This window comes from Buttiauxella noackiae ATCC 51607, assembly GCF_001654865.1.
Classification (GTDB): Bacteria; Pseudomonadota; Gammaproteobacteria; order Enterobacterales; family Enterobacteriaceae; genus Buttiauxella; species Buttiauxella noackiae.
On the sequence record NZ_LXEO01000047.1, the window covers coordinates 59,885 to 82,931 of the forward strand.

Consider the following 23,047-nt stretch of genomic DNA (forward strand, 5'->3'; position numbering starts at 1 on the left):
ATCACACTCCCGTTAGTTTTCTGTTACCGCGCAAACGACGCCACGCCGCTTGTAGATATTCGCGGTGCAAACTCACCGAACGACCAATGACCACCACAATCAACAGCGCACCGGACAACGCACTCGATACCTGATTAGGCACGCCAGCCATCTGTAAACCTTGTTGCAAATACCCCACCAATAGAGCCGCCAGTGCTGTTCCCAAAATCGAACCGGAGCCGCCATAAATATTCGCGCCACCCAACACCGCCGCCGTTAAAGCAGGCATCAACAAATCGCGTCCTAAATCAGAACGCGCCGAGCCGAAATACGAAACCAGCACAATCGCCGCAATGGCAGACGCCAGTCCCACCATGCCGTAAACGCCATACAGCGAGCCGTTTACCGGCAGTGCCGCATAACGCGCGGCACGTGGGTTTTGCCCAATCAGAAAAATATGGCGACCAAAGCGAGCACGGTGGGTCAGTAGCCAGAAAAACAGCGTAATAACTGCGAACATCACCAGCGGAATGGGGAGGCCGAAAAGCGTCAGATTAGCGAAGTTGGTAAACGCATCCGGGAAGCCACCAATACCTTCATAACCTGTCGCACCCGCCATACCGGAAAGTAATAACGCCGCGCCACCGAACAGATAAAGCGTGCCGAGTGTGATAACCAGCGGGCTGATGCCGGTGTAGTGAATCAATGCCGCATTAAACAATCCACACAGCAAGCCGACTGCCAGAGTCAACATTACGGCCACCGATATTGGCAAACCCGCCTGCAACATCACACCCAGCGCAATAGCACACAGGCCAATCGTTGACCCCAGCGAAATATCAATGCCACCGCTGATGATGACAAGCGTCAGCGGCAACGCCACTATCCCGATGCAGATAAAATCGCTGGTGCTAAACAGCAGCATATTGATGTCTAACATGCGGGGGTTGATGGCACCGAACAGCAAGATTTCTGCCACCAGAATAAGAAGCAGCGCCACTTCCCAATTGAGTTTTAGCTTCATCTACGCCACATCCTTTTTCTTACGGGGGAAAGGCCGCACATTTTTCGCACCTGGTAATGGCGGTACAAAACGGCTGTATTTTTGTGCCCGTTGATGCCGCGCCAGCGCCTGGCGTAACCGCCCATCCAGCACCAGCACACCGAGTAAAACCAGACCTGCAATAAAGTCATTCCACCAGGCAGGGAGTTTGAAGAGCACCAGGACGGTGTCAATTTGCGTCAGGAAAAATGCGCCGAGAAATGCGCCAATGATGGTTCCCGTACCGCCAAGCAGAGAAATACCGCCCAACACACAAGCTGCGATAGCTTTCATCTCCAGCCCGCTTCCGGTCTGGTTGGGTACAAAGCCAATTTGCGAAGCAAAGATAATCCCGGCGATTGCCGCCAACATGCCATTGAAAGTGAAGGCCATAAGACGGGTGCGGTTCACCGCCACACCGAGCTGACGTGCAGCGGCCAGGTTGTCGCCCACCGCGTAGAAATCACGCCCGAAAGCGGTTCGTGCAAATACCCAGGCAGCGATAGCCACTAAAGCAAGAACCATAAAACCAAGCGGGGAAATCCCCAAAGCGACCGGTTCGGAGAGCGATTTCAGATTAGGTGGTAGTCCTTCAATCCATTTTCCACCTGTCCATAACAACATACCGCCGCGATAAAGCCCGAGCGTACCAAGGGTCGCTACAATTGCGGGAATGCGTAGCCAGACGACCAAAACCCCGTTAAAGAAACCTGCCACCGCGCCAATCAACAAGGCAAAAAGCATCGACACCGGCAAGCTATAGCCGCTGTTAAGCGCCACGCCGACAGCAATTGCACACAGTCCTACAGTCGATCCTACGGAAACGTCGATATTGCGGGTCAGCATCACCATCGAAGCACCTACCGCCAGTAGGATCAGGATCTGGGCGCTGGTGAATATCATGCTTAGCGTTTGCAAGCTGAAGTAGCTGTGATTGAGTGCGACCAACACGCAAAATAGAGCAACTATCGCCAGCAGCGCGCTGAGTTCACGGTTGCGCAGCAATGTTTTCATGCTTGACCTCCGCCAAACGCCATACTGATCATGCGATCTACAGTGATTGATGGCTTACGTAACTCACCATTCATGGCCCCCTGGTGCATCACCAGCACGCGATCCGCAAGCCCGCTGAACTCATCAAGATCGGATGAGATCATCAGCACCGCAACATTTTGAGCAGCCACACTTTTGATCAGCTGATAGATATCCGCTCGCGCCGCCACATCCACACCGCGCGTTGGCTCATCAATGATGAGCAACAACGGATTGGCTTCAAGGCAGCGAGCTAACAGGACTTTTTGCTGATTACCACCGGAGAGCGTGCGTACCATCTGCCCGGCATCGTTGAGTTTGATCCCCAGCGCCCGGTGGTAGCGCTCCACTACCGCGGACTCCCGTCTGCTTTGTTGCCACAGGCCCGGCTCGTTAAGCACCACGGTGTTCCAGCGGATCGGCGCATCAAGGAATAAACCGGAAACCTGGCGATCTTCTGGCAGATAAATAAGCCCAAGATCAAGGCGCGCTTTGGTGCGATCGCGGCTAATTTCACGGTTTTCTAAATAAATGCGCCCACCGCGAACGGGCCGTAAACCGTAGAGCGTTTCGGCAAGCTCAGTACGACCAGATCCCACCAGCCCGGCCAGGCCTACGATCTCACCTGCGTACAATTCAAAACTGAGATCGATAAATCCTTCACCGGTCAGCTCCTCTACGCGCAATACCGGAAAATCCTGCGGTTCGGTGCGACGATTTCCCGGCAATGCAAGCCACAATTTTTGCGTATCGCTTAACGCATGTTGGCGATCGTTCGGAGTCATGGCATTGATCAGTTGCTCATCAAGTAGCTGCGCAGTTTCACCTTGTAACACTACGGCACCGTCACGCATCACTGAGATATGGCTGGCAAGCTGGCGGATTTCCGGCAATTTGTGGGAGATAAATACAATGCCCACGCCGAGACTTTGCAAGGCGCGGATCTGGCGAAATAACCGCTCAGTTTCGCCCGGTGTAAGGGATGCGGTAGGTTCGTCCAGGATCAGGATCTTCGCTTCACGCATTAAACCGCGCAGGATCTCGACCATCTGTTGATCGGCAACTTCCAGCGTGCTGGCTGTTGCGCTAAGTGGGATCTGACATTCAAGCTGCTGCATTTTCTCTTGCAGGCGCTTTTCCATATCGTTTTGCCGTGGCAGGCGAAAAAGGATGTTCTCGCGCACCGTCAGATTCGGGAACAACATCGGTTCTTGCGGCACAAGGTAAATGCCTAACTCATGTGCCTGCCCTGGTTTGAGGCGCCCAAATGCTTTGCCTTGTACCTTCAGTTCACCACTATCGGGGGTTTCCACACCGGCAAAAATCTTCATCAGTGTCGATTTCCCTGCCCCATTACCGCCCAGCAATGCGTGGACCTGCCCTGCATACAGAGCAAAATCAATACCTTTGAGCACGCTCACACCAGAAAACTGTTTGCTTATCTGGCGGGCTTCAAGCATTGCGGTGGTGTTGGGCATTGTCACTCCACAATTGAACAAAAGAGAAATTGAATTAATAATGTTCAAAAGCGTAGACGCCGGGTAATTTTTACAACAGGGCAGCGATCACAAAATTTTTAAATAGATCAGCTAAAACATTTGCATCTGAAAATGATCTTTTTGCCGTGCGCTTCACATTTTCTTACCCCGCACCTTCGAACATATGATCTAAATTTTAATAAGAGTTCACTTATGAGCGATAAACGAGCAGCAGAAGAAGGGAAACTAGCAGCACTCCCAATGGCCGAAGAAGAGTTATTGGCACGTGTGGCCTGGTCTTACTACCACGACGGCCTGACGCAGAATGACATTGGCGAGCGGCTTGGGCTGCCACGTTTAAAGATTTCACGCCTGCTGGAGAAAGGGCGTCAATCTGGGGTGATTCGCGTACAGATTAACTCGCGCTTTGAAGGATGCCTGGCTCTGGAAACCCAGTTGCAGCAGCGTTTCGGCCTCAAAATTGCGCGTGTACTTCCCGCGCATAATACCCCGCCGATGAACACGCGATTAGGCATTGGCGCGGCGCAATCGCTGATGGGGATTCTGGAACCGGGGCAAATGTTAGCGGTTGGATTTGGTGAGGCAACCATGAATTGCCTCCAGCATTTGAGCGGGTTTATCGGCTCGCAACAGATTCGCCTGGTGACGCTTTCCGGTGGCGTCGGGCCATATATGACGGGTATCGGCCAATTGGACGCGGCATGTAGCGTCAGCATGATCCCCGCCCCGCTGCGGGTTTCATCCCCGCAGGTGGCAGAAATTTTACGCATGGAAGCAAGCGTGCGGGATGTGATCCTCGCCGCAACCGCCGCAGATGTCGCAGTGGTGGGTATCGGTGCTATCAATCAAAAGCGCGACGCCACGATTTTGCGTTCCGGTTATATCAGCGAAGGAGAACAACTGATGTACGCCCGCAAAGGTGCGGTGGGCGATATTCTTGGCTATTTCCTGCAAGCGGATGGCGAACTGGTGGAAGGGTTGGAAATTCACCATGAATTGCTTGGCGTAACGCTCGACGATCTCGCGCATCTCCCAACGATTGTGGGCGTTGCGGGCGGCGTGGACAAAGCGGACGCTATTTATGCCGCACTTCGAGGCCAGCGAATTAACGGCCTGGTGACGGAAGAAGAGACTGCGCGGGCGGTGTTGGCTTTGGCTGATTAACCTCGCGCCTTAGGTTGCGGGGATAATCAATGAGTTACTTGTTGGCTTTAGACGCCGGGACGGGCAGTATTCGCGCCGTCATCTTTGATACTTCAGGCCACCAGATTGCAGTTGGCCAGGCTGAATGGAAACATTTAAGCATCACTGATGTCCCCGGCTCGATGGAATTTGATCTCTCAACCAACTGGCAGCTTGCCTGCCAGTGCATCCGTGACGCTCTCCAAAAAGCACATCTTCCCCCTGGCGCTATCAGCGCAGTTTCCTGCTGTTCAATGCGCGAAGGGATCGTGCTCTACGACAGTAACGGCGATCCTATTTGGGCATGTGCCAACGTTGATGCCCGAGCCAGCCGCGAAGTCAGTGAACTTAAAGAGATCCACGATTTCCAGTTTGAATCCGAGGTTTATCATGTTTCTGGCCAAACGCTGGCGCTAAGCGCGATGCCGCGCCTGTTGTGGCTTGCGCATCATCGTCCGGATATTTACCGCAAGGCAGCCACCGTCACCATGATTAGCGACTGGCTGGCGGCTAAACTCAGCGGCGAGCTGGCGGTTGATCCTTCTAACGCAGGCACAACAGGAATGCTCGATCTGGCGACCCGTGACTGGCAGCCTGCGCTGATGGATATGGCAGGATTGCGGGCAGATATTCTCTCGCCGGTAAAAGAAACCGGCACGGTTCTTGGCGGTGTCACGCAAGAAGCGTCGCAGCACAGTGGTTTATTGGCTGGCACACCGGTGGTTATGGGTGGCGGCGATGTACAGCTAGGTTGTGTGGGTCTTGGCGTAGTTCGTGCCGGGCAAGCGGCAGTATTGGGTGGCACATTCTGGCAGCAAGTGGTGAACCTGCCCGCTATCAAAACCGATCCGGAGATGAATATCCGCATTAATCCGCATGTCATCAGCAATATGGTGCAGGCAGAATCCATCAGCTTCTTTACCGGCCTGACGATGCGTTGGTTCCGGGATGCCTTCTGTGCCGAAGAAAAACTGCTGGCAGAAAGACTTGGCGTGGACACTTATGCCCTGCTCGAAGAGATGGCTGCCCGGGTTCCGGCGGGCTCTCATGGAGTGATGCCGATTTTCTCCGATGCCATGCATTTCAAACAGTGGTATCACGCCGCACCGTCGTTTATTAACCTCTCAATCGACCCCGAAAAATGTAATAAAGCAACGCTATTCCGTGCGTTAGAAGAGAATGCAGCAATTGTTTCAGCGTGCAATCTTGAGCAGATTTCCGGTTTTTCCGGCATCCAGTTTGAATCATTAGTATTTGCAGGCGGCGGTTCTAAAGGCGCGTTGTGGAGCCAAATTCTTAGTGATGTAACGGGGTTGCCAGTGCGTGTGCCTGTAGTTAAAGAGGCAACAGCTCTCGGTTGTGCTATTGCCGCAGGAGTCGGCGCAGGGTTGTTTAATAATCTTGCTGAAACAGGTGAACGGCTGGTTCAATGGCAGCGCGAATTTACGCCAAATCTGGCGCACCGTGAGTTATATGACGAGATGAAACGCAAGTGGCTGAAGGTATATGCCGATCAGCTCACGCTGGTGGATAGCGGTTTAACCACTTCTATGTGGCAAGCCCCAGGTCTGGTTATGCCATCTGCAACTCCACTCTCTCCGTAGGGAGAGAGTGGGTATCTATTATCAAAATCAGAAATAGTATTTAAAGCGCACGCGGCCACCGTAACGGGTGTTATCGCTGCCATCGTCCGATTCATGATCGGCGCTGACCCATGACACGTAAGTACCCAGATAAATATTGAAATTCCTCATGCCCATCACATTCGGGAACAGATATGAAGAGTGAATGGTATGGATATCATAAGTGCCAGCGTTGGTAATCCAGCAGTCGTTATCGCAGTTATTCACGGCGTTTGTCACATCAAACTTGTCGATATCGTTGTGGGCATAAATATAACCGAGTTCGAAGTTATGCCATAAAGCGTTCGCGCCTACGGTAAAGTCGGTTTCGTCGGCGGCATCCAGATAAGCGGTATTCAGGTTGGCGACAACTCCATCATCAGGATCGGTTTTCTGGCCGTTCCACGTCATGGTTAAGCCATAACCGGTACGATCGGACTGGTCGACCGTCTGACCATTCGCATCTTTATAACCGTAGGCATTATTCACCACCTGCGCTTCCATCGCCGCGGCAATGGAGAAATTATCCTGTGACCAGGAAATCACCGGTCGCAGATAGGCTACGTTTTTGTCGTTCGTCAGTTCATTACCGTGATAAGACTTGTCCTGATACAGCGAGGTACCATTCTCTAACAAGGTATTGAGTTCGAAATACCAGCTGTCGATATTTTTGCTCAACATGAAGTTGCCGCCAGAATCACTACGCCCGCGCCCTTCTTTCATCATATAGATGTAGCCGTAGCCATCGCGGTATAAATCGTTGGCGGTATTACCGGAATACTCAACAAAGGTATCCTGGTTAAGCGGGAACATATCGTAGGCTTCGAAACGGCCGACTTTAATTTTCCAGTCGTTTTCATGACCAAAGAAAAAAGCCGCATCATCGAGATTCATATGGCCGGTTAAGTCAGCCAACGGTTGGGCCGTGAAGCCTGCAAAATTACCATTGTCCATACGGCGATAACCATCAAAGCCCAACAACAGACGGCCATTAATATCCCAACGTTCATTATTACCATCGGCCCAGTTAGTATTAGCGCTACGATGCATAGATGTCAGGCCATTACTTCGGCTCGCAGCATCCATATTAACCTCTACATCCCCATATATTTTAAGATCGCCATAACCGGTTAATGTTAATTTCGGGGATTGGTTATCGGATTTACTGCTGGTCGATTGTTCGCTAACAACCGCGATAGGGGCAGTGACGGGTGCTGGGGTTGCTTTTATTTGTTGAATTTCTGCTTCTGCACTGGCTGCACGTTTTTCTGCAGCTGCTAAGCGTTGTTCTAATTGGTTTAATCGTTGTTCCAACTCACTTTCTTGAGTTGCGGCCATTGCCCCGCTTGATAAAATAGTAGCCGTTAATAATGTCAGTAATTTTATTTTCATATGCATTACACACCTTTATAAATAAATTATTTATATAATCCCTGTGAATATATTGAGCATACATAAATATAGCGAAAGAAATATAACAGCTTTAATTACCCATCTCTAAATAGAAATCTCTATAACCGTATTTCTATCACACACAAAAAAATTAAAATTTAAAATAATCACAAATATATTATTTATAAGAATGTGTGCATGTGGATATATAATTTTTACGTGGATTTATGGTGATATTTATGAATATAAAAACGTGAATTCATAATGTTGATGATGTACAACTGGGTTCACTGCCCAGGGAAAAATTATGACCAATCTTTGAATCTCGTCACAATCATCAGACAACTTTCCCACATCTACGCTACATCCCGCTAAATTACTAACTCATCCGACCACATAATAATAATGACTTAGTAGGAAGATAATATGAGCTATCCGTCGCTGTTTGCCCCGCTAGACTTGGGTTTCACTACTCTGAAAAATCGTGTGTTGATGGGTTCGATGCATACCGGACTCGAGGAGCACCCGGATGGTGCTGAACGCCTGGCGGCTTTTTATGCCGAGCGTGCACGTCACGGCGTGGCACTGATTGTCACGGGCGGCATTGCCCCTTCCCCTTCGGGTGTGGGCGTGGAAAGCGGCGCGGTGCTCAATGACGCAAGCCAGCTTGCCCATCACCAGATCGTGACCGACGCCGTGCACCGCGAAGGCGGCAAAATTGCGCTGCAAATCCTGCACACCGGGCGCTACAGCTACCAGCCAAATCCGGTTGCCCCTTCCGCTATACAGGCTCCGATTAACCGCTTTAAGCCTCATGCATTGACCCATGATGAAATTCTCACGCTGATTGAAGAGTTTGCTCAATGCGCGAGCCTTGCGCAGCAAGCAGGATACGACGGCGTGGAAATCATGGGTTCTGAAGGCTATTTAATTAACCAGTTTCTGGCCGCAAGAACCAACCAACGCAATGATGAGTGGGGTGGCGATTACACCCGACGCATGCGTTTTGCCATTGAAGTGGTACGTGCGGTACGTGAAAAAGTGGGGGCTAACTTCATCATTATTTACCGCCTGTCGATGCTCGATTTAGTCGAAGGTGGCGGTACTTTTGAAGAAGCCGTTGTGCTTGCCAAAGCCATTGAAAATGCAGGTGCGACTCTGATTAATACCGGTATTGGCTGGCACGAAGCTCGTATTCCCACCATCGCCACACCTGTGCCACGCGGCGCATTCAGCTGGGTAACTCGCAAACTAAAGGGCCAGGTTTCGATCCCGTTGGTTACAACCAACCGAATTAACGATCCGCAAACCGCTGAGAAGATCCTGGCCGATGGCGATGCCGATATGGTGTCAATGGCGCGGCCATTCCTCGCCGATGCCGAGTTTGTTTCCAAAGCTCATCAAGGGCGTGAAGATGAGATCAATACCTGCATCGGCTGTAATCAGGCCTGCCTGGATCAGATTTTCCTCGGCAAAGTCACCTCTTGCCTGGTAAACCCGCGTGCCTGCCATGAAACCAAAATGCCAATCATCCCGGCAAACGTGCGTAAAAACCTGGCCGTGGTGGGAGCCGGGCCCGCAGGACTCGCTTTTGCGATCAACGCCGCGACACGTGGTCATAAAGTGACATTGTTTGATGCAGCCTCAGAAATCGGTGGGCAGTTTAATATTGCCAGGCAAATCCCTGGCAAAGAGGAATTTAATGAAACGCTGCGTTACTACCGCCGCATGTTGGGTCTGACTGGTGTTGAAGTTCGCCTTAATCAGTACGTCACCGCGCCAGTGCTTAAAGAGTTCGATGAGATTATTCTCGCCTGCGGCATTGAGCCACGTCTGCCGCTTATCGACGGAATCATGCACCCTAAAGTACTCAATTACATCGATGTGTTACGCGAGAAAGCACCTGTGGGTGACCGTGTGGCAATCATCGGGGCCGGAGGTATTGGCTTTGATACCGCGATGTATTTGAGTCAGGAAGGGGAATCCACCAGCCAGAACATCGCCGAGTTTTGTGTGGAATGGGGCATCGATACTAGCCTGCAACATGCAGGGGGTTTACGTCCGGAAGGCGTACATCTGCATAAAAGCCCACGCCAGATTGTGATGCTACAGCGCAAAACCAGTAAGCCAGGCGAAGGGTTGGGTAAAACCACGGGCTGGATCCATCGCACAACACTATTAGCTCGTGGCGTGAAAATGGTGGCGGGTGTGACTTATGAACGCATTGATGATGAAGGGCTGCATATTACAGTCGGTGGCGAGCCACAAACGCTGTCGGTCGATAACGTGATTATTTGTGCGGGGCAAGACTCACGCCGTGAACTGGCGCAACCATTGCGTGAACTGGGGAAAACAGTGCATTTGATTGGTGGTGCGGATGTGGCGATGGAGCTGGATGCCAGACGCGCAATCGCGCAAGGCACTCGTTTAGCACTGGAAATTTAGCGCTAAATGTCTGATGGCGCTGCGCTTATCAGAACTAAAGGCTAAATTTTGTAGGGTGGATAAGCGATAAGCGTCATCCACCCTTTTCACCAAAAGTGACAAATTTTAGCGGTGGCGACCCAGCTTCACAGCTTTTAAAACAACAAATTTCTTGTTGGTAGCAACGGTGTCACAGTTACCGAAGATCTTCTTCAGTTTGTGATAATAGTCGAGGTGGCGGTTAGCAACGATGTACAGCTCACCGCCATTTTGCAGACAACGACGGGCATGGTGGAACATTTCCCACGCCACCTGATCGGTCAAAGAGTGCTGCTGATGGAACGGCGGGTTGCACAGGATCGTGTTAAAACGATACGGCTCAACACCAGAAAGTGCGTTGTTAATCATAAACTCGCAGCGATCCAGATTTTCCGGCATGTTGGTTTCAACGTTCAGGCGGCTTGACGCCACTGCCATCGGTGATTCATCAACAAATACCACTTTCGCATCCGGATTCTGTTCCAGCAGATGCAGGCCAATCACACCGTTACCACAACCTAAATCGACGATTTCGCCTTCAAGGTTACCTGGCAGGTTCTCGATAAAGAAGCGAGCGCCAATATCCAGCCCGGTACGAGAGAAGACGTTTGCGTGGTTGTGAATCGTCCACGGCGTCCCATCCAGTTTCCAGCTCAGGGTTTCTGCGGCATCTTTCAGCACTGGTGCGCTGAAAGTACAGTTGATCAGGCGCGCTTTTTTCCAGGCCAGTGTGGTAGTGGTCGGCCCAAGAATTTTTTCAAACAACTCGATAGTTGAGTTGTGAATATCACGCGTTTTCGCGCCTGCGATAATGCGCGTTTGCGGTGTAACGACAGCGTGCAGCGAACGCAGTTGTTGTTCCAGCAATGCCAGCGTTTTAGGGATCTTAATCAGAACCACTGCTGGTGCTTCCGGGTAAGGAACGTTGCTATCAAGGAACGTTACGCTGGACTCAACGATGCCGTTCTCACGCAAGTTCTCACGGATGGCCAGTTCACTAAGGTACGAATCACTGATGCTATAAGGCTTGTGTTCAGCCAGTACGCAAGACAGCGCTCCGAAGTTGTCGTTAAAAATCAGGACCGGGCCACTGATTTCGATTTCGTCCAGTTGCTGCAAAAGATAATCATCGGCAGCTTCCCACGCCTGTAGTGGGTTAACGTCATCCGTTTCTGGAAAACGTTTTAGTGTCAGTGAACGGAAACCGTTGTCTAATTGGCTCATCGGCCCTCCTGGATGGTAAAATTTCGGCGTTATCCCCGAATGGGGGCGTGAGTATACCCTTTTTTTTCCTCAAACTGCGCAACTGCCTTTTGAAAGACGTCGAGCGAGCGAGATCTAATGAGCAATTTAACCTACCTTCAAGGCTATCCCGAGCATTTGCTCGCACAGGTCAGAACATTAATTGCGGAACAACGTCTGGGCGAGGTGCTGCAAAAACGGTATCCGGATACACATAACATCACTACCGATAAAGCGTTGTATGCGTGGACGCAAGACCTGAAAAACCAATATCTGCGTAATGCTCCGCCCGTGAATAAAGTGGCTTATGACAACAAGATCCACGTGCTAAATAATGCTCTGGGCTTGCACACAGCAGTGTCACGCGTTCAGGGGAACAAGCTGAAAGCCAAAGCGGAGATTCGTGTCGCAACGGTATTTAAGAATGGGCCAGAAGCCTTTTTGCGCATGATTGTGGTTCACGAACTGGCGCACCTGAAAGAAAAAGACCACAACAAAGCATTCTATTCACTGTGCTGCCATATGGAGCCGCAATATCACCAACTGGAGTTTGATACACGCCTGTGGTTAACGCAGATGGCGTTAAGCGGGCAGGCGTGAGAGGAAACGGTGGATGGCGCCTACGCTAATCCACCATACAGCTTCAATTCGCAGGTCGGATTAGCTCGGCGACATCCGGCACAATCAGTTAATGCCTGCAAAGACCGCCGCAATCGCCACAGCCCCAGGATCTTTCACCCCTTTCAGGTTATCGCTGTTCACATATGACGAGCGCCCGGCATTCGCCTTTTGCATCTGCGCCGTTGCCTCTGCGCCATCTTGCGCAGCCTTCACAGCAGCGTTCAGGCCACTCTCTTTCAAGGCTTCAAGCGCGGGTTGTAATGCATCTATCAATGTACGATCGCCAAGATCGGCCCCGCCGTAGCGTTTCATCTGCTCGAGGCCAAACAATAACGCATCTGCAATCTTTTGCTTGTTAGCGACTTTTTGCCCGGCAGCTGTGAAGAAAATAGACATCAGCACGCCGCTTGAACCACCCATAACTGTTGCCAGGCGTTCTCCGACTAACTCAAGCAGTGATGCGGTATCATTTAATGGCAGCTTTCCGTCATCGTTAAGCTGCGCGATATCCCGCGCGCCCTGTGCAAACGTGGAGCCGGTGTCGCCATCCCCGACTTTTGCATCCAGAGCATTTAACACTTTTTCCTGCTCAATCAGCGTTTTCGTGATGCGTTCAACCAGCGCTTTAACCGTGTCGTTGTCAGACGGTTTTGCATGCGTCCCCTCACGAATGACATTGTGTTTTTGCATCGGCATCGCATGGAGTTTTACCATCGGGTGCCAGCCTGCGGTTTCGACATCCGCCTGCAACGCTTTAATAAATGTCTCATTCAGAGCAATGGCCGAGAGCGAAAACCCTTTCATATCGAGCGCAGTAACCAGCGGTGCAGGGCCAATCAAATAGTCGATTTGCTCTTTCATTTCTGAATGCACTAACTCTTTAGTCAGGATGGCCATTTCCAGCGATGACACACCGCCCAGGTTGTTTACCAGTACCGCAAGTCTTGCCTCTTTACCGGTTTTCTTATGCAGATGTTTTACCAGGGTAGACACGGTTTCCTGGCTATTCTGGCTGGCAACGGTGCTTGCTCCAGGTTCGCCGTGAATACCCAGCCCTAACTCAACATGACCGCCTTTGATGCGCCCTTCTTCCTCGTTTTGATCGGGAAGATTGCAGGTTTGCATGGCGACACCGATGCTGGCAATGCTGTCGCAGGCGCTTTGCGCGATGTCTCGAACATCACTCAATGATTTCCCCTGCTCTGCGGCAAAGCCCGCAATTTTATGTACCAGTACCGTCCCGGCAATTCCACGCGGCTGCTTGTTATCCGGCAACGAAATATCGTCACCAACAATCACCATCTCCACTTTCAGGCCATATTTCTTTGCCTTTTCCGCCGCCAACCCGAAATTAAGACGATCGCCGGTATAGTTTTTAACGATAAGCAGACAACCTCTGTCTCCCGTTACCGCCACAATTGCATTTAAAACCGCATCCACACTTGGCGAAGCAAATAAGTCACCACATACCGCAGCGGTGAGCATCCCCTTCCCAACAAAGCCTGCGTGTGCGGGTTCATGGCCCGAACCACCGCCAGAAATAATTGCTACTTTGCTTTTGTTCCAGTCTTTGCGTACCACCACGCGAATAGCGGGATCGGTATCTAACCGGGCCACATTATGAAAACGAGAGCTGATGATGACGCCTTCAATAGCATCGCTGACCATTTGCTGACGGTCATTAAAGAAGAATCTGGACATATTTCCTCAACAATAAGTAATACATATGCAAAGCATAGCCTTTGCTGCGAGAGATGCCGCAATCCAGGATTTTTGAGTGATGACGATCCCTATCCACTTGCTATGCTTATGGAAATGTCGCCACAGGAAAATCACCATGACTGCGCCACTCCTGATTGCCAGAACCACTGAACAAGAACTACATCTGTTGCCCGGCATGGCAAACCGTCACGGGCTAATAACCGGTGCTACGGGCACAGGTAAAACAGTGACGCTGCAAAAACTAGCCGAGTCATTTTCAGAAATCGGTGTGCCAGTATTTATGGCTGATGTAAAAGGCGACCTCACAGGTATTGCGCAAGAAGGTGCTGAATCGGAAAAATTGCTCGCAAGGCTTGCAAAAATTGGCGTGACGGACTGGTCACCTCATAGCAATCCCGTTGTCTTGTGGGATATTTTTGGCGAAAAAGGCCATCCGGTGCGAGCAACGGTGTCCGATCTTGGCCCACTGCTACTTTCGCGCCTGCTCAACCTCAATGAAGTGCAAGCAGGTGTACTGCAAATCATCTTCCGCATTGCCGACGATCAGGGTCTATTGCTGCTCGATTTTAAAGATCTGCGCGCGGCGACGCAGTACATCGGCGATAACGCAAAATCGTTCCAGAACCAGTATGGCAACATCAGTAGTGCATCTGTGGGCGCTATTCAGCGTGGGCTATTGCAGCTTGAGCAACAGGGCGCTGAATACTTCTTTGGCGAACCAATGCTGGATATCAAAGACTGGATGCGCACTGATGCCAATGGTAAGGGAATTATCAATATTCTATCGGCCGAAAAGCTCTATCAGATGCCGAAACTGTACGCCGCTAGCCTATTGTGGATGCTTTCTGAAATCTATGAGCAACTCCCCGAAGCAGGTGACCTGGAAAAGCCAAAACTGGTGTTCTTTTTCGACGAAGCACACCTGTTATTTAACGATGCTCCACAAGTATTGTTGGACAAAATCGAGCAGGTTATTCGCCTGATACGCTCCAAGGGCGTTGGGGTCTACTTTGTTTCCCAAAACCCGTCTGATATTCCGGATGTGGTGTTAGGGCAGCTTGGCAACCGTATTCAGCATGCACTGCGTGCTTTTACGCCTAAAGACCAGAAAGCCGTTAAAACTGCCGCACAAACCATGCGCGCTAATCCAAAATTCGATACCGAAAAAGCGATTCAGGAGCTAGGCACCGGCGAGGCACTAATCTCTTTGCTGGATGAAAAAGGCAGCCCGACGGTAGTTGAGCGAGCTATGGTTATCGCCCCATGTTCACGCATGGGGCCAGTCACTGACGATGAACGCAACGGGCTTTTGAACCATTCAACGTTGTACGGTAAATATGATGAAACGGTCGACAGGGAATCGGCGTATGAGCGCTTACAACAGGGCGTTCAGACAGCTGGTGAACAGCAAAATGCACCACCCGCTAAAGGTGAATCGGTGGCCGTTGATAACGGTATTCTCGGCGGGCTAAAAGATATTCTGTTTGGTACTACGGGGCCGCGAGGCGGCAAGAAAGACGGCGTGGTGCAAACCATGGCAAAAAGCGCGGCCCGTCAGGTAACGAACCAAATTATTCGCGGAGTTTTAGGCAGTATTATGGGCGGGCGTAAGCGCTGATTTTCTTCAAAATACTGGTGGATGGCGCTAGCGCTTATCCACCCTACAAATTCGTTTTTTTTGGTGGATGGCGCTGCGCTTATCCCCCCTACACACCGATGCGGTAGGTCGGGTAAGGCGCAAGCCGCCACCCGACATTTTTAGGCTGAACGCTTCATCATCAACCACAAGCTAATCAGGAAGAAACTCGCACTTGGTAACAAAGCACCCAAAATCGGCGGAATGCTATACACCAGGCTTAGCGGGCCAAAGATTTGGTCAAGCACGTAGAAGACGAAACCAAAGCTGATACCGGTGACAACCCGCACACCCATTGGCACGCTACGCAGTGGGCCAAAGATGAATGACAGCGCCATCAGCATCATTACCGCAACAGAGAGTGGCGCAAAGATTTTGCTCCACATGTTGAGCTGGTAACGCCCGGCATCTTGTCCGCTGGATTTCAGGTACTTCACATAATTGTGCAGTCCGCTGATAGAAAGCGCATCCGGGTCCAGCGCCACCACACCTAGCTTGTCTGGGGTCAGGTTAGTTTTCCACTCACCGCTAACGGTCTGGGCACCGGTAATTTGCTTCTCATTTGTCAGGTTTGATTCATCAACCTGGGACAAACGCCACACCTTATGTTCCACATCGTACTTGGCCGATGCCGCATAACGAACCGATTGCAGGCGGCGTTTTTTGTTAAAACTATAAATACTCACGCCCGCCAAATCGTTATCGCCTTTCACGCGCTCGATATAGACAAAATTGTGGCCATCTTTCGCCCACAAGCCTTGCTGAGTTGTCAGCAAAGAACCGCCATACATTTGTTGTGCACGGTAGTTACGGGCCATTTGTTCGCCTTGCGGAGCAACCCATTCACCAATCGCCATGGTCAGTAACACCAACGGAATAGCCGTTTTCATCACCGAAAGCGCGATTTGCATTCGCGTGAAACCAGAAGCTTGCATCACCACCAGTTCGCTACGTTGCGCCAGCATCCCCAACCCAAGTAGAGCACCAAGCAGTGCCGCCATCGGGAAGAAGATCTGGATATCTTTTGGAATGCTAAGCACGGTATACACACCCGCACCCAATGCTGAATAGCTACCCTGCCCGGCCTTTTTCAACTGGTCGACAAACTTAATAATGCCCGACAGCGACACCAGCATGAAGAGTGTCATCATGATGGTGGTAAAGATGGTTTTACCGATATAACGGTCGAGAACACCAAACATTTATGCCGCTCCTCGTGTTCTGCTAAAGCTTGCACGTAGCTGGCGCATCGGCACTGTATCCCACACATTGAGGACAATCGCGATAGCAAAATAGACCAGATTAACCAACCATATCCAGATCAGCGGATCGATTTTCCCCTTCGCCGCATTCGATTTCAGCGAGGTCTGAAGCAGGAAGAAAATCAGATACAACAACATCGCTGGAAGCATTGAAAGTACGCGCCCCTGCCGTGGGTTCACCACGCTTAATGGCACCACCATCAACGCCATAATGACAACGGCCATAATGAGCGTCAGACGCCAGTGCAGTTCAGCGCGAGCATTTGGCGAATCGTTTGTCCACAGAGCTTTCATGTACATCTGACTGGAGTCTTCAGGGTCAAGCGCCACCGTCTGGTGCCCGACAATCGCCTGATAATCCTGGAAGTCAGTAATACGGAAATCGCGCAGCAATGCCGTACCTTCAAAACGGGTACCGGTATTGAGCGTCACAACCTGCGAACCGTCCGGGCGCTGGGATAAATGACCGGAATCCGCAACCACTACCGATGGACGTGCATTACCTTTCGGGCGCAATTGAGCCAGGAAAACGTCTTTAAAACTTGAACCGTCAACGCTTTCAATGAACAAAACTGAGTTGCCGTCGGTCGCTTGCTGGAATTGCCCTTGAGCAAGTGCAGCCATACCAGGGTTAGCTTTGGCCTCAGCCAATACTTCATCCTGATGACGAGAAGACCACGGCCCAAGCCACATTACGTTGACTGTTGCAATTGCACCGGTAAAGAGTGCGAGGATCATTGCAGCTTTGATCAGCACAGCTTTACTCAAACCGCAGGCATGCATTACCGTGATTTCACTTTCGGTATACAGTCGGCCTAGCGTCATGAGCAGCGCAAGGAAAAGGCTAAGTGGAAGGATGAGCTGCGCCATTTCAGGCACACCAAGTCCTAACAAAGAAAGTACGAGGTTTGTCGGAATATCGCCGTCAACCGCCGCCCCGAGAATCCTGACCAGCTTCTGACAAAAGAAGATCAGTAGCAGGATGAAGAGGATCGCAAGTTGGCTTTTGAGCGTCTCCCGAACCAGATATCTTATGATAATCACATTAAATACGCCTGTGAAAACGAGTCTTTTTGCAGGAAAATCGCTTGTTTCATCGCTTATACGTCATTTATTCTCTTGAGTCGTCGAAAACATCGCTAAGATTAAAAAGCCCGGCATAATACTCGCGCTGGGTGATTAAAATGACGTAGCCGAAACCGTAAAAAACATACTCGTAAGATTAACACGAAGTCATCGCAACCGCGGAGATGAGTTACGAAAGCTTGCAATTCTAGCTGTAGCCACCGCCGTTGTCTTTAAGATTCAGGAGCGTAGTGCATGGAGTTCAGTGTAAAAAGCGGTAGTCCCGAGAAACAGCGTAGTGCCTGCATCGTTGTGGGAGTCTTTGAACCGCGTCGCCTGTCCCCGGTCGCCGAACAACTCGATAAAATCAGCGATGGCTACATCAGCGCGCTTTTGCGCCGTGGTGAGCTCGAGGGGAAACCCGGTCAAACTTTGTTGCTCCACCACGTTCCAAACGTCCTCTCAGAACGCATTCTACTGATTGGCTGTGGCAAAGAGCGTGAACTGGATGAACGTCAGTATAAGCAAGTTATCCAGAAAACCATTAATACTCTGAACGATACTGGTTCAATGGAAGCGGTATGCTTCCTGACCGAACTGCATGTTAAAGGCCGTAATACTTATTGGAAAGTACGCCAGGCAGTTGAAACGGCAAAAGAGTCTTTGTATAGCTTCGACCAGTTAAAAACCAACAAAAGCGAGCCACGCCGCCCGCTGCGTAAAATGGTCTTTAACGTGCCAACCCGCCGCGAACTGACGAGCGGTGAGCGCGCAATTCAGCACGGCCTGGCAATTGCTGCTGGTATTAAAGCGGCAAAAGATCTTGGCAACATGCCACCAAACATCTGCAACGCGGCTTATCTGGCTTCCCAGGCGCGTCAGCTCGCTGATTCTTACAGCAAAAATGTTGTCACTCGCGTAATTGGCGAACAGCAGATGAAAGAACTGGGCATGCACTCCTACCTCGCAGTAGGTGATGGTTCTCAGAATGAATCACTGATGTCCGTTATCGAATACAAAGGAAGTGCCGATCCTGATGTGCGCCCAATCGTGCTGGTCGGTAAAGGCCTGACGTTTGACTCTGGTGGTATTTCTATCAAACCTGCCGAAGGCATGGACGAGATGAAATACGACATGTGCGGTGCGGCTTCCGTGTACGGCGTAATGCGCATGGTGGCTGAACTCAATCTGCCAATTAACGTGATTGGTGTGCTAGCGGGCTGTGAGAACATGCCTGGCGGGCGTGCTTATCGCCCGGGCGACGTGCTGACAACGATGTCAGGTCAAACGGTTGAAGTGCTGAACACCGATGCCGAAGGCCGTCTGGTTCTTTGTGATGTGCTGACCTACGTTGAGCGCTTTGAACCTGATGTTGTAATTGATGTGGCTACGCTGACCGGCGCTTGTGTGATTGCTCTTGGCCATCACATCACCGGTTTGATGTCTAACCACAATCCACTGGCTCATGAGCTTATCAGCGCGTCTGAACAAGCCGGTGACCGCGCGTGGCGTCTGCCGATGGCCGATGAGTATCAGGAACAACTGGAAACCAATTTTGCTGATATGGCAAACATCGGTGGCCGTCCTGGCGGCGCAATTACCGCGGCCTGCTTCCTGTCGCGCTTTACCCGTAAATATAGCTGGGCACACCTGGATATCGCAGGGACAGCCTGGCGTTCAGGTAAAGCCAAAGGTGCAACCGGCCGTCCAGTGGCGCTGTTGTCACAATTCCTGTTGAACCGTTCAGGGTTTAACGGCGAAGAGTAATTTAACGCCCTTCGCGGCCTGCTTTTGTAGGCCGGATAGGCTTGCGTCATCCGCCGTTCCTGAAAAGAGGGTGGATGACGCTTCGCTTATCCACCCTACGAAGCTCCAGACCGATTAGATCTTACATATTCAAAATTAAAAGCTGGCTTAATGAAAAACGCGACGTTCTACCTGCTCGACAACGACACGCCTTCCGGTGAGTTAAGTGCCGTTGAAGCGTTGGTGTGTGAACTGGCGGCAGAAAGCTTTCGTGCAGGAAAACGCCTGCTGATTGCTTGTGTTGATGAACAACAAGCTATCCGTCTGGATGAAGCTCTTTGGCAGCGCGACGCGCACGCGTTTGTACCGCATAATCTTGCCGGTGAAGGGCCGCGTTATGGTGCCCCGGTAGAATTGGCCTGGCCGCAACGACGTGGTAGTTCACCACGCGATGTGCTGATTAGCCTGTTGCCACAGTTCGCAGATTTTGCCACCGCTTTCCATGAAGTGATAGACTTCGTACCTTACGAAGACACTCAAAAACAACTGGCCCGTGATCGCTATAAGGCGTACCGCGTTGCTGGTTTCCACTTGACTACGGCGACTCATACCCCGCCGGGAACGACATAGCAGACAATGGAAAAGACATATAACCCGCAAGATATCGAACAGCCGCTTTACGAGCACTGGGAACAGCAGGGCTACTTTAAGCCAAATGGCGACACCAGCCAGGAAAGCTTCTGCATCATGATCCCGCCGCCGAACGTTACCGGCAGCTTGCATATGGGTCACGCCTTCCAGCAAACGATCATGGACACCATGATTCGTTACCAGCGCATGCAGGGTAAAAATACTCTGTGGCAGGCGGGGACTGACCACGCCGGTATCGCGACCCAGATGGTCGTCGAGCGCAAAATTGCCGCCGAAGAAGGGAAAACACGTCACGACTACGGCCGCGACGCCTTTATAGAGAAAATCTGGCAGTGGAAGGCAGAGTCTGGTGGCACCATCACCCGTCAGATGCGTCGTCTCGGCAACTCCGTAGACTGGGAGCGCGAGCGCTTCACCATGGATGAAGGTCTGTCCAACGCGGTGAAAGAAGTGTTCGTTCGCCTGTACAAAGAAGATCTGATTTATCGTGGCAAACGCCTGGTAAACTGGGACCCGAAACTGCGCACCGCAATTTCCGATCTGGAAGTTGAAAACCGCGAGTCCAAAGGTTCCATGTGGCACCTGCGTTATCCGCTGGCTAACGGCGAGAAAACCGCTGACGGTAAAGATTACCTGGTCGTCGCCACCACCCGTCCGGAGACCGTGCTCGGTGATACCGGTGTGGCAGTGAACCCGGAAGATCCGCGTTATAAAGATCTGATTGGCAAATTTGTTGTGCTGCCACTGGTTAACCGTCTTATTCCAATCGTTGGCGATGAACACGCCGATATGGAAAAAGGCACCGGCTGCGTTAAGATCACGCCTGCGCATGACTTCAACGACTATGAAGTTGGCCGTCGCCATCAGCTTCCGATGATCAACATTCTGACCTTCGACGGTGATATCCGCGAGAGCTCAGAAGTGTTTGATACCAATGGCGAAGAATCTACTGTTTACGCCAACGACATCCCTGCGGAATTCCAGAAACTGGAACGTTTCGCCGCGCGTAAAGCCGTTGTCGCTAAATTTGACGAAATGGGCCTGCTTGAAGAGATTAAACCACACGATCTGACCGTTCCTTACGGCGACCGTGGCGGCGTAGTTATCGAACCCATGCTGACTGACCAATGGTACGTGCGCACTGCACCGCTGGCGAAAGTCGCGGTAGAAGCGGTTGAGCAAGGCGAAATCCAGTTCGTACCTAAGCAGTACGAAAACATGTACTTCTCCTGGATGCGTGATATTCAGGACTGGTGTATCTCTCGTCAACTGTGGTGGGGTCACCGCATCCCGGCCTGGTACGACGCCGAAGGCAATGTTTACGTTGGCCGTAACGAAGCGGAAGTTCGCGCTGAAAATAACCTGGGTGCAGACGTTGCTCTGAACCAGGACGAAGACGTGCTCGACACCTGGTTCTCTTCCGGTCTGTGGACATTCTCCACCCTGGGCTGGCCTGAGAACACCGAAGCGCTGCGTACCTTCCACCCGACCAGCGTGATGGTCAGCGGCTTCGACATCATCTTCTTCTGGATTGCGCGCATGATCATGCTGACCATGCACTTCATCAAAGATGAAGATGGCAAACCACAGGTTCCGTTTAAAACCGTCTACATGACCGGTCTTATTCGTGACGACGAAGGGCAGAAAATGTCCAAGTCCAAGGGTAACGTTATCGATCCGCTGGATATGGTTGACGGTATCTCCCTGGAAGACTTGCTCGAGAAGCGCACCGGCAACATGATGCAGCCACAGCTGGCTGAGAAAATCCGTAAGCGCACCGAAAAGCAATTCCCGAACGGTATTGAGCCACACGGCACCGATGCACTGCGCTTTACGTTGGCAGCTCTGGCGTCTACTGGTCGCGACATCAACTGGGACATGAAGCGCCTGGAAGGTTATCGCAACTTCTGTAACAAGCTGTGGAACGCCAGCCGTTTCGTGATGATGAATACCGAAGACCAGGATTGCGGCTTTAACGGCGGCGAAATGGTTCTGTCTCTGGCAGACCGCTGGATTCTGGCGGAATTCAACCGCACGGTGAAAGCATATCGTGAAGCGCTGGATAGTTATCGCTTTGATATCGCTGCCAACATTCTGTATGAATTCACCTGGAACCAGTTCTGCGACTGGTATCTGGAGCTGACCAAACCGGTAATGAACAGCGGCACTGAAGCGGAACTGCGCGGTACGCGTAATACGCTGATTAACGTGCTGGAAGGTCTGTTACGTCTTGCGCATCCGATCATTCCATTCATCACTGAAACCATCTGGCAGCGCGTGAAAACCTTTAAAGGCATCACAGACGATACCATCATGCTGCAACCGTTCCCGGCGTACAACAGCGCACAGGACGATGAAGCTGCGTTCTCTGATACCGAATGGCTAAAAGATGTGATTACAGCAGTGCGTAATATTCGTGCTGAAATGAACATCGCACCGAGCAAACGCCTGGATGTATTGCTGCGTAACGTCAGTGCAGAAGCGGAACGTCGCGTAAATGCGAATCGTACTTTCCTGCAAAACCTGGCACGTCTGGAAAGCATCACCCTGCTGCCTGCTGATGATAAAGGCCCGGTTTCCGTGACCAAAATCATCGAAGGTGCAGAGCTGCTGATTCCAATGGCAGGCCTGGTCGACAAAGCTGCTGAACTTGCGCGTCTGGACAAAGAGATGGCGAAGCTGGATGTTGAAATTACATCCATCGAAAACAAGCTGTCTAACGAAGGTTTTGTGGCACGTGCGCCAGAAGCCGTAGTTGCGAAAGAACGCGAACGTCTGGCGGCATGTGGCGAAGCTAAAGTGAAATTGGCTGAGCAGAAAGAAACTATCGCTGCGCTGTAATTGAGTGCCTTGATATGAGAAGGCCGGGAGATTTCCCGGCCTTTTTTATG

Annotated in this window: 16 protein-coding genes; 8 read left to right on the forward strand and 8 right to left on the reverse strand. The window is 51.3% G+C overall.

What is annotated here, in order from left to right; translation table 11 throughout:
- Position 1: 1 nt before the first annotated feature.
- The 3 genes from lsrD to lsrA are packed head-to-tail and all read right to left on the reverse strand — an operon-like array spanning position 2 to position 3,513.
- Entirely contained in the window at positions 2–1,003 is a 1,002-nt protein-coding gene (gene lsrD, locus M979_RS14760; RefSeq protein WP_064555383.1) for an autoinducer 2 ABC transporter permease LsrD, read from the reverse strand.
- Positions 1,004–2,035: an autoinducer 2 ABC transporter permease LsrC gene (gene lsrC, locus M979_RS14765; RefSeq protein WP_064555384.1), complete on the reverse strand. Its 1,032-nt coding sequence runs from the start codon at positions 2,033–2,035 to the stop codon at positions 1,004–1,006. It abuts the gene before it with no gap.
- Positions 2,032–3,513 carry an autoinducer 2 ABC transporter ATP-binding protein LsrA gene (lsrA, locus tag M979_RS14770; protein WP_157093255.1) on the reverse strand — a complete coding sequence of 494 codons (1,482 nt, stop codon included), beginning with the start codon at positions 3,511–3,513 and terminating at the stop codon, positions 2,032–2,034. The genes lsrC and lsrA overlap by 4 nt, the downstream gene beginning before the upstream one ends.
- Positions 3,514–3,744: 231 nt before the next feature.
- Here lsrA and lsrR point away from each other — a divergent pair, with 231 nt between their 5' ends.
- Entirely contained in the window at positions 3,745–4,716 is a 972-nt protein-coding gene (gene lsrR, locus M979_RS14775) for a transcriptional regulator LsrR (protein WP_064555386.1), read from the forward strand.
- A 29-nt stretch (positions 4,717–4,745) separates the two neighbouring features.
- Positions 4,746–6,338: an autoinducer-2 kinase gene (lsrK, locus tag M979_RS14780; RefSeq protein WP_064555387.1), complete on the forward strand. Its 1,593-nt coding sequence runs from the start codon at positions 4,746–4,748 to the stop codon at positions 6,336–6,338.
- A 27-nt stretch (positions 6,339–6,365) separates the two neighbouring features.
- Here lsrK and M979_RS14785 read toward each other — a convergent pair whose 3' ends face one another.
- On the reverse strand, positions 6,366–7,748 hold the full coding sequence (locus M979_RS14785) for a carbohydrate porin (protein ID WP_064555486.1): 1,383 nt from the start codon (positions 7,746–7,748) through the stop codon (positions 6,366–6,368).
- A gap of 426 nt (positions 7,749–8,174) precedes the next feature.
- On the opposite strand from M979_RS14785, the gene M979_RS14790 reads away from it, so the two are divergent.
- Positions 8,175–10,193 carry an NADPH-dependent 2,4-dienoyl-CoA reductase gene (locus M979_RS14790; RefSeq protein ID WP_064555388.1) on the forward strand — a complete coding sequence of 673 codons (2,019 nt, stop codon included), beginning with the start codon at positions 8,175–8,177 and terminating at the stop codon, positions 10,191–10,193.
- 105 nt (positions 10,194–10,298) lie between these two features.
- Here the strand turns inward: M979_RS14790 and rlmG are convergent, their stop codons facing one another.
- Positions 10,299–11,435: a 23S rRNA (guanine(1835)-N(2))-methyltransferase RlmG gene (gene rlmG / locus M979_RS14795; protein ID WP_034459582.1), complete on the reverse strand. Its 1,137-nt coding sequence runs from the start codon at positions 11,433–11,435 to the stop codon at positions 10,299–10,301.
- 117 nt (positions 11,436–11,552) lie between these two features.
- On the opposite strand from rlmG, the gene M979_RS14800 reads away from it, so the two are divergent.
- Positions 11,553–12,053 (forward strand): M48 metallopeptidase family protein, encoded by a 501-nt coding sequence (locus M979_RS14800; RefSeq protein WP_064555389.1) that lies wholly within the window; start codon positions 11,553–11,555, stop codon positions 12,051–12,053.
- A gap of 84 nt (positions 12,054–12,137) precedes the next feature.
- Here the strand turns inward: M979_RS14800 and M979_RS14805 are convergent, their stop codons facing one another.
- Positions 12,138–13,775, reverse strand: coding sequence for a glycerone kinase (locus M979_RS14805; protein WP_064555391.1), 1,638 nt, complete (start codon positions 13,773–13,775; stop codon positions 12,138–12,140).
- 136 nt (positions 13,776–13,911) lie between these two features.
- On the opposite strand from M979_RS14805, the gene M979_RS14810 reads away from it, so the two are divergent.
- Positions 13,912–15,414 (forward strand): helicase HerA-like C-terminal domain-containing protein, encoded by a 1,503-nt coding sequence (locus tag M979_RS14810; protein WP_064555393.1) that lies wholly within the window; start codon positions 13,912–13,914, stop codon positions 15,412–15,414.
- Between the two features lie 140 nt (positions 15,415–15,554).
- Here M979_RS14810 and lptG read toward each other — a convergent pair whose 3' ends face one another.
- Both lptG and lptF read right to left on the reverse strand, forming a co-directional pair.
- Positions 15,555–16,634, reverse strand: coding sequence for an LPS export ABC transporter permease LptG (gene lptG, locus M979_RS14815; RefSeq protein ID WP_064555395.1), 1,080 nt, complete (start codon positions 16,632–16,634; stop codon positions 15,555–15,557).
- A complete protein-coding gene (lptF, locus tag M979_RS14820; protein WP_034459591.1) occupies positions 16,635–17,738 on the reverse strand; it encodes an LPS export ABC transporter permease LptF in 1,104 nt (367 codons plus the stop codon).
- Positions 17,739–18,014: 276 nt separating this feature from the next.
- Between lptF and pepA the strand changes: the two genes are divergently transcribed.
- The 3 genes from pepA to M979_RS14835 all read left to right on the forward strand — a co-directional run bounded on the left by pepA (position 18,015) and on the right by M979_RS14835 (position 22,997).
- Positions 18,015–19,526 (forward strand): leucyl aminopeptidase, encoded by a 1,512-nt coding sequence (pepA, locus tag M979_RS14825; protein WP_034459593.1) that lies wholly within the window; start codon positions 18,015–18,017, stop codon positions 19,524–19,526.
- A 150-nt stretch (positions 19,527–19,676) separates the two neighbouring features.
- Entirely contained in the window at positions 19,677–20,135 is a 459-nt protein-coding gene (locus M979_RS14830; RefSeq protein ID WP_034459595.1) for a DNA polymerase III subunit chi, read from the forward strand.
- Positions 20,136–20,141: 6 nt separating this feature from the next.
- Positions 20,142–22,997, forward strand: coding sequence for a valine--tRNA ligase (locus M979_RS14835; protein ID WP_064555397.1), 2,856 nt, complete (start codon positions 20,142–20,144; stop codon positions 22,995–22,997).
- The last annotated feature ends 50 nt before the right edge of the window (positions 22,998–23,047 follow it).

Coding starts and splice junctions, on each gene's coding strand:
- lsrA (WP_157093255.1), bottom strand. CDS start 3,513: ATGCTTGAAGCCCGCCAGATAAGCAAACAGTTTTCTGGTGTGAGCGTG.
- lptG (WP_064555395.1), bottom strand. CDS start 16,634: ATGTTTGGTGTTCTCGACCGTTATATCGGTAAAACCATCTTTACCACC.
- lsrD (WP_064555383.1), bottom strand. CDS start 1,003: ATGAAGCTAAAACTCAATTGGGAAGTGGCGCTGCTTCTTATTCTGGTG.
- lsrC (WP_064555384.1), bottom strand. CDS start 2,035: ATGAAAACATTGCTGCGCAACCGTGAACTCAGCGCGCTGCTGGCGATA.
- rlmG (WP_034459582.1), bottom strand. CDS start 11,435: ATGAGCCAATTAGACAACGGTTTCCGTTCACTGACACTAAAACGTTTT.
- lsrR (WP_064555386.1), top strand. CDS start 3,745: ATGAGCGATAAACGAGCAGCAGAAGAAGGGAAACTAGCAGCACTCCCA.
- M979_RS14785 (WP_064555486.1), bottom strand. CDS start 7,748: ATGAAAATAAAATTACTGACATTATTAACGGCTACTATTTTATCAAGC.
- M979_RS14810 (WP_064555393.1), top strand. CDS start 13,912: ATGACTGCGCCACTCCTGATTGCCAGAACCACTGAACAAGAACTACAT.
- M979_RS14790 (WP_064555388.1), top strand. CDS start 8,175: ATGAGCTATCCGTCGCTGTTTGCCCCGCTAGACTTGGGTTTCACTACT.
- M979_RS14805 (WP_064555391.1), bottom strand. CDS start 13,775: ATGTCCAGATTCTTCTTTAATGACCGTCAGCAAATGGTCAGCGATGCT.
- M979_RS14830 (WP_034459595.1), top strand. CDS start 19,677: ATGAAAAACGCGACGTTCTACCTGCTCGACAACGACACGCCTTCCGGT.
- M979_RS14800 (WP_064555389.1), top strand. CDS start 11,553: ATGAGCAATTTAACCTACCTTCAAGGCTATCCCGAGCATTTGCTCGCA.
- lsrK (WP_064555387.1), top strand. CDS start 4,746: ATGAGTTACTTGTTGGCTTTAGACGCCGGGACGGGCAGTATTCGCGCC.
- pepA (WP_034459593.1), top strand. CDS start 18,015: ATGGAGTTCAGTGTAAAAAGCGGTAGTCCCGAGAAACAGCGTAGTGCC.
- M979_RS14835 (WP_064555397.1), top strand. CDS start 20,142: ATGGAAAAGACATATAACCCGCAAGATATCGAACAGCCGCTTTACGAG.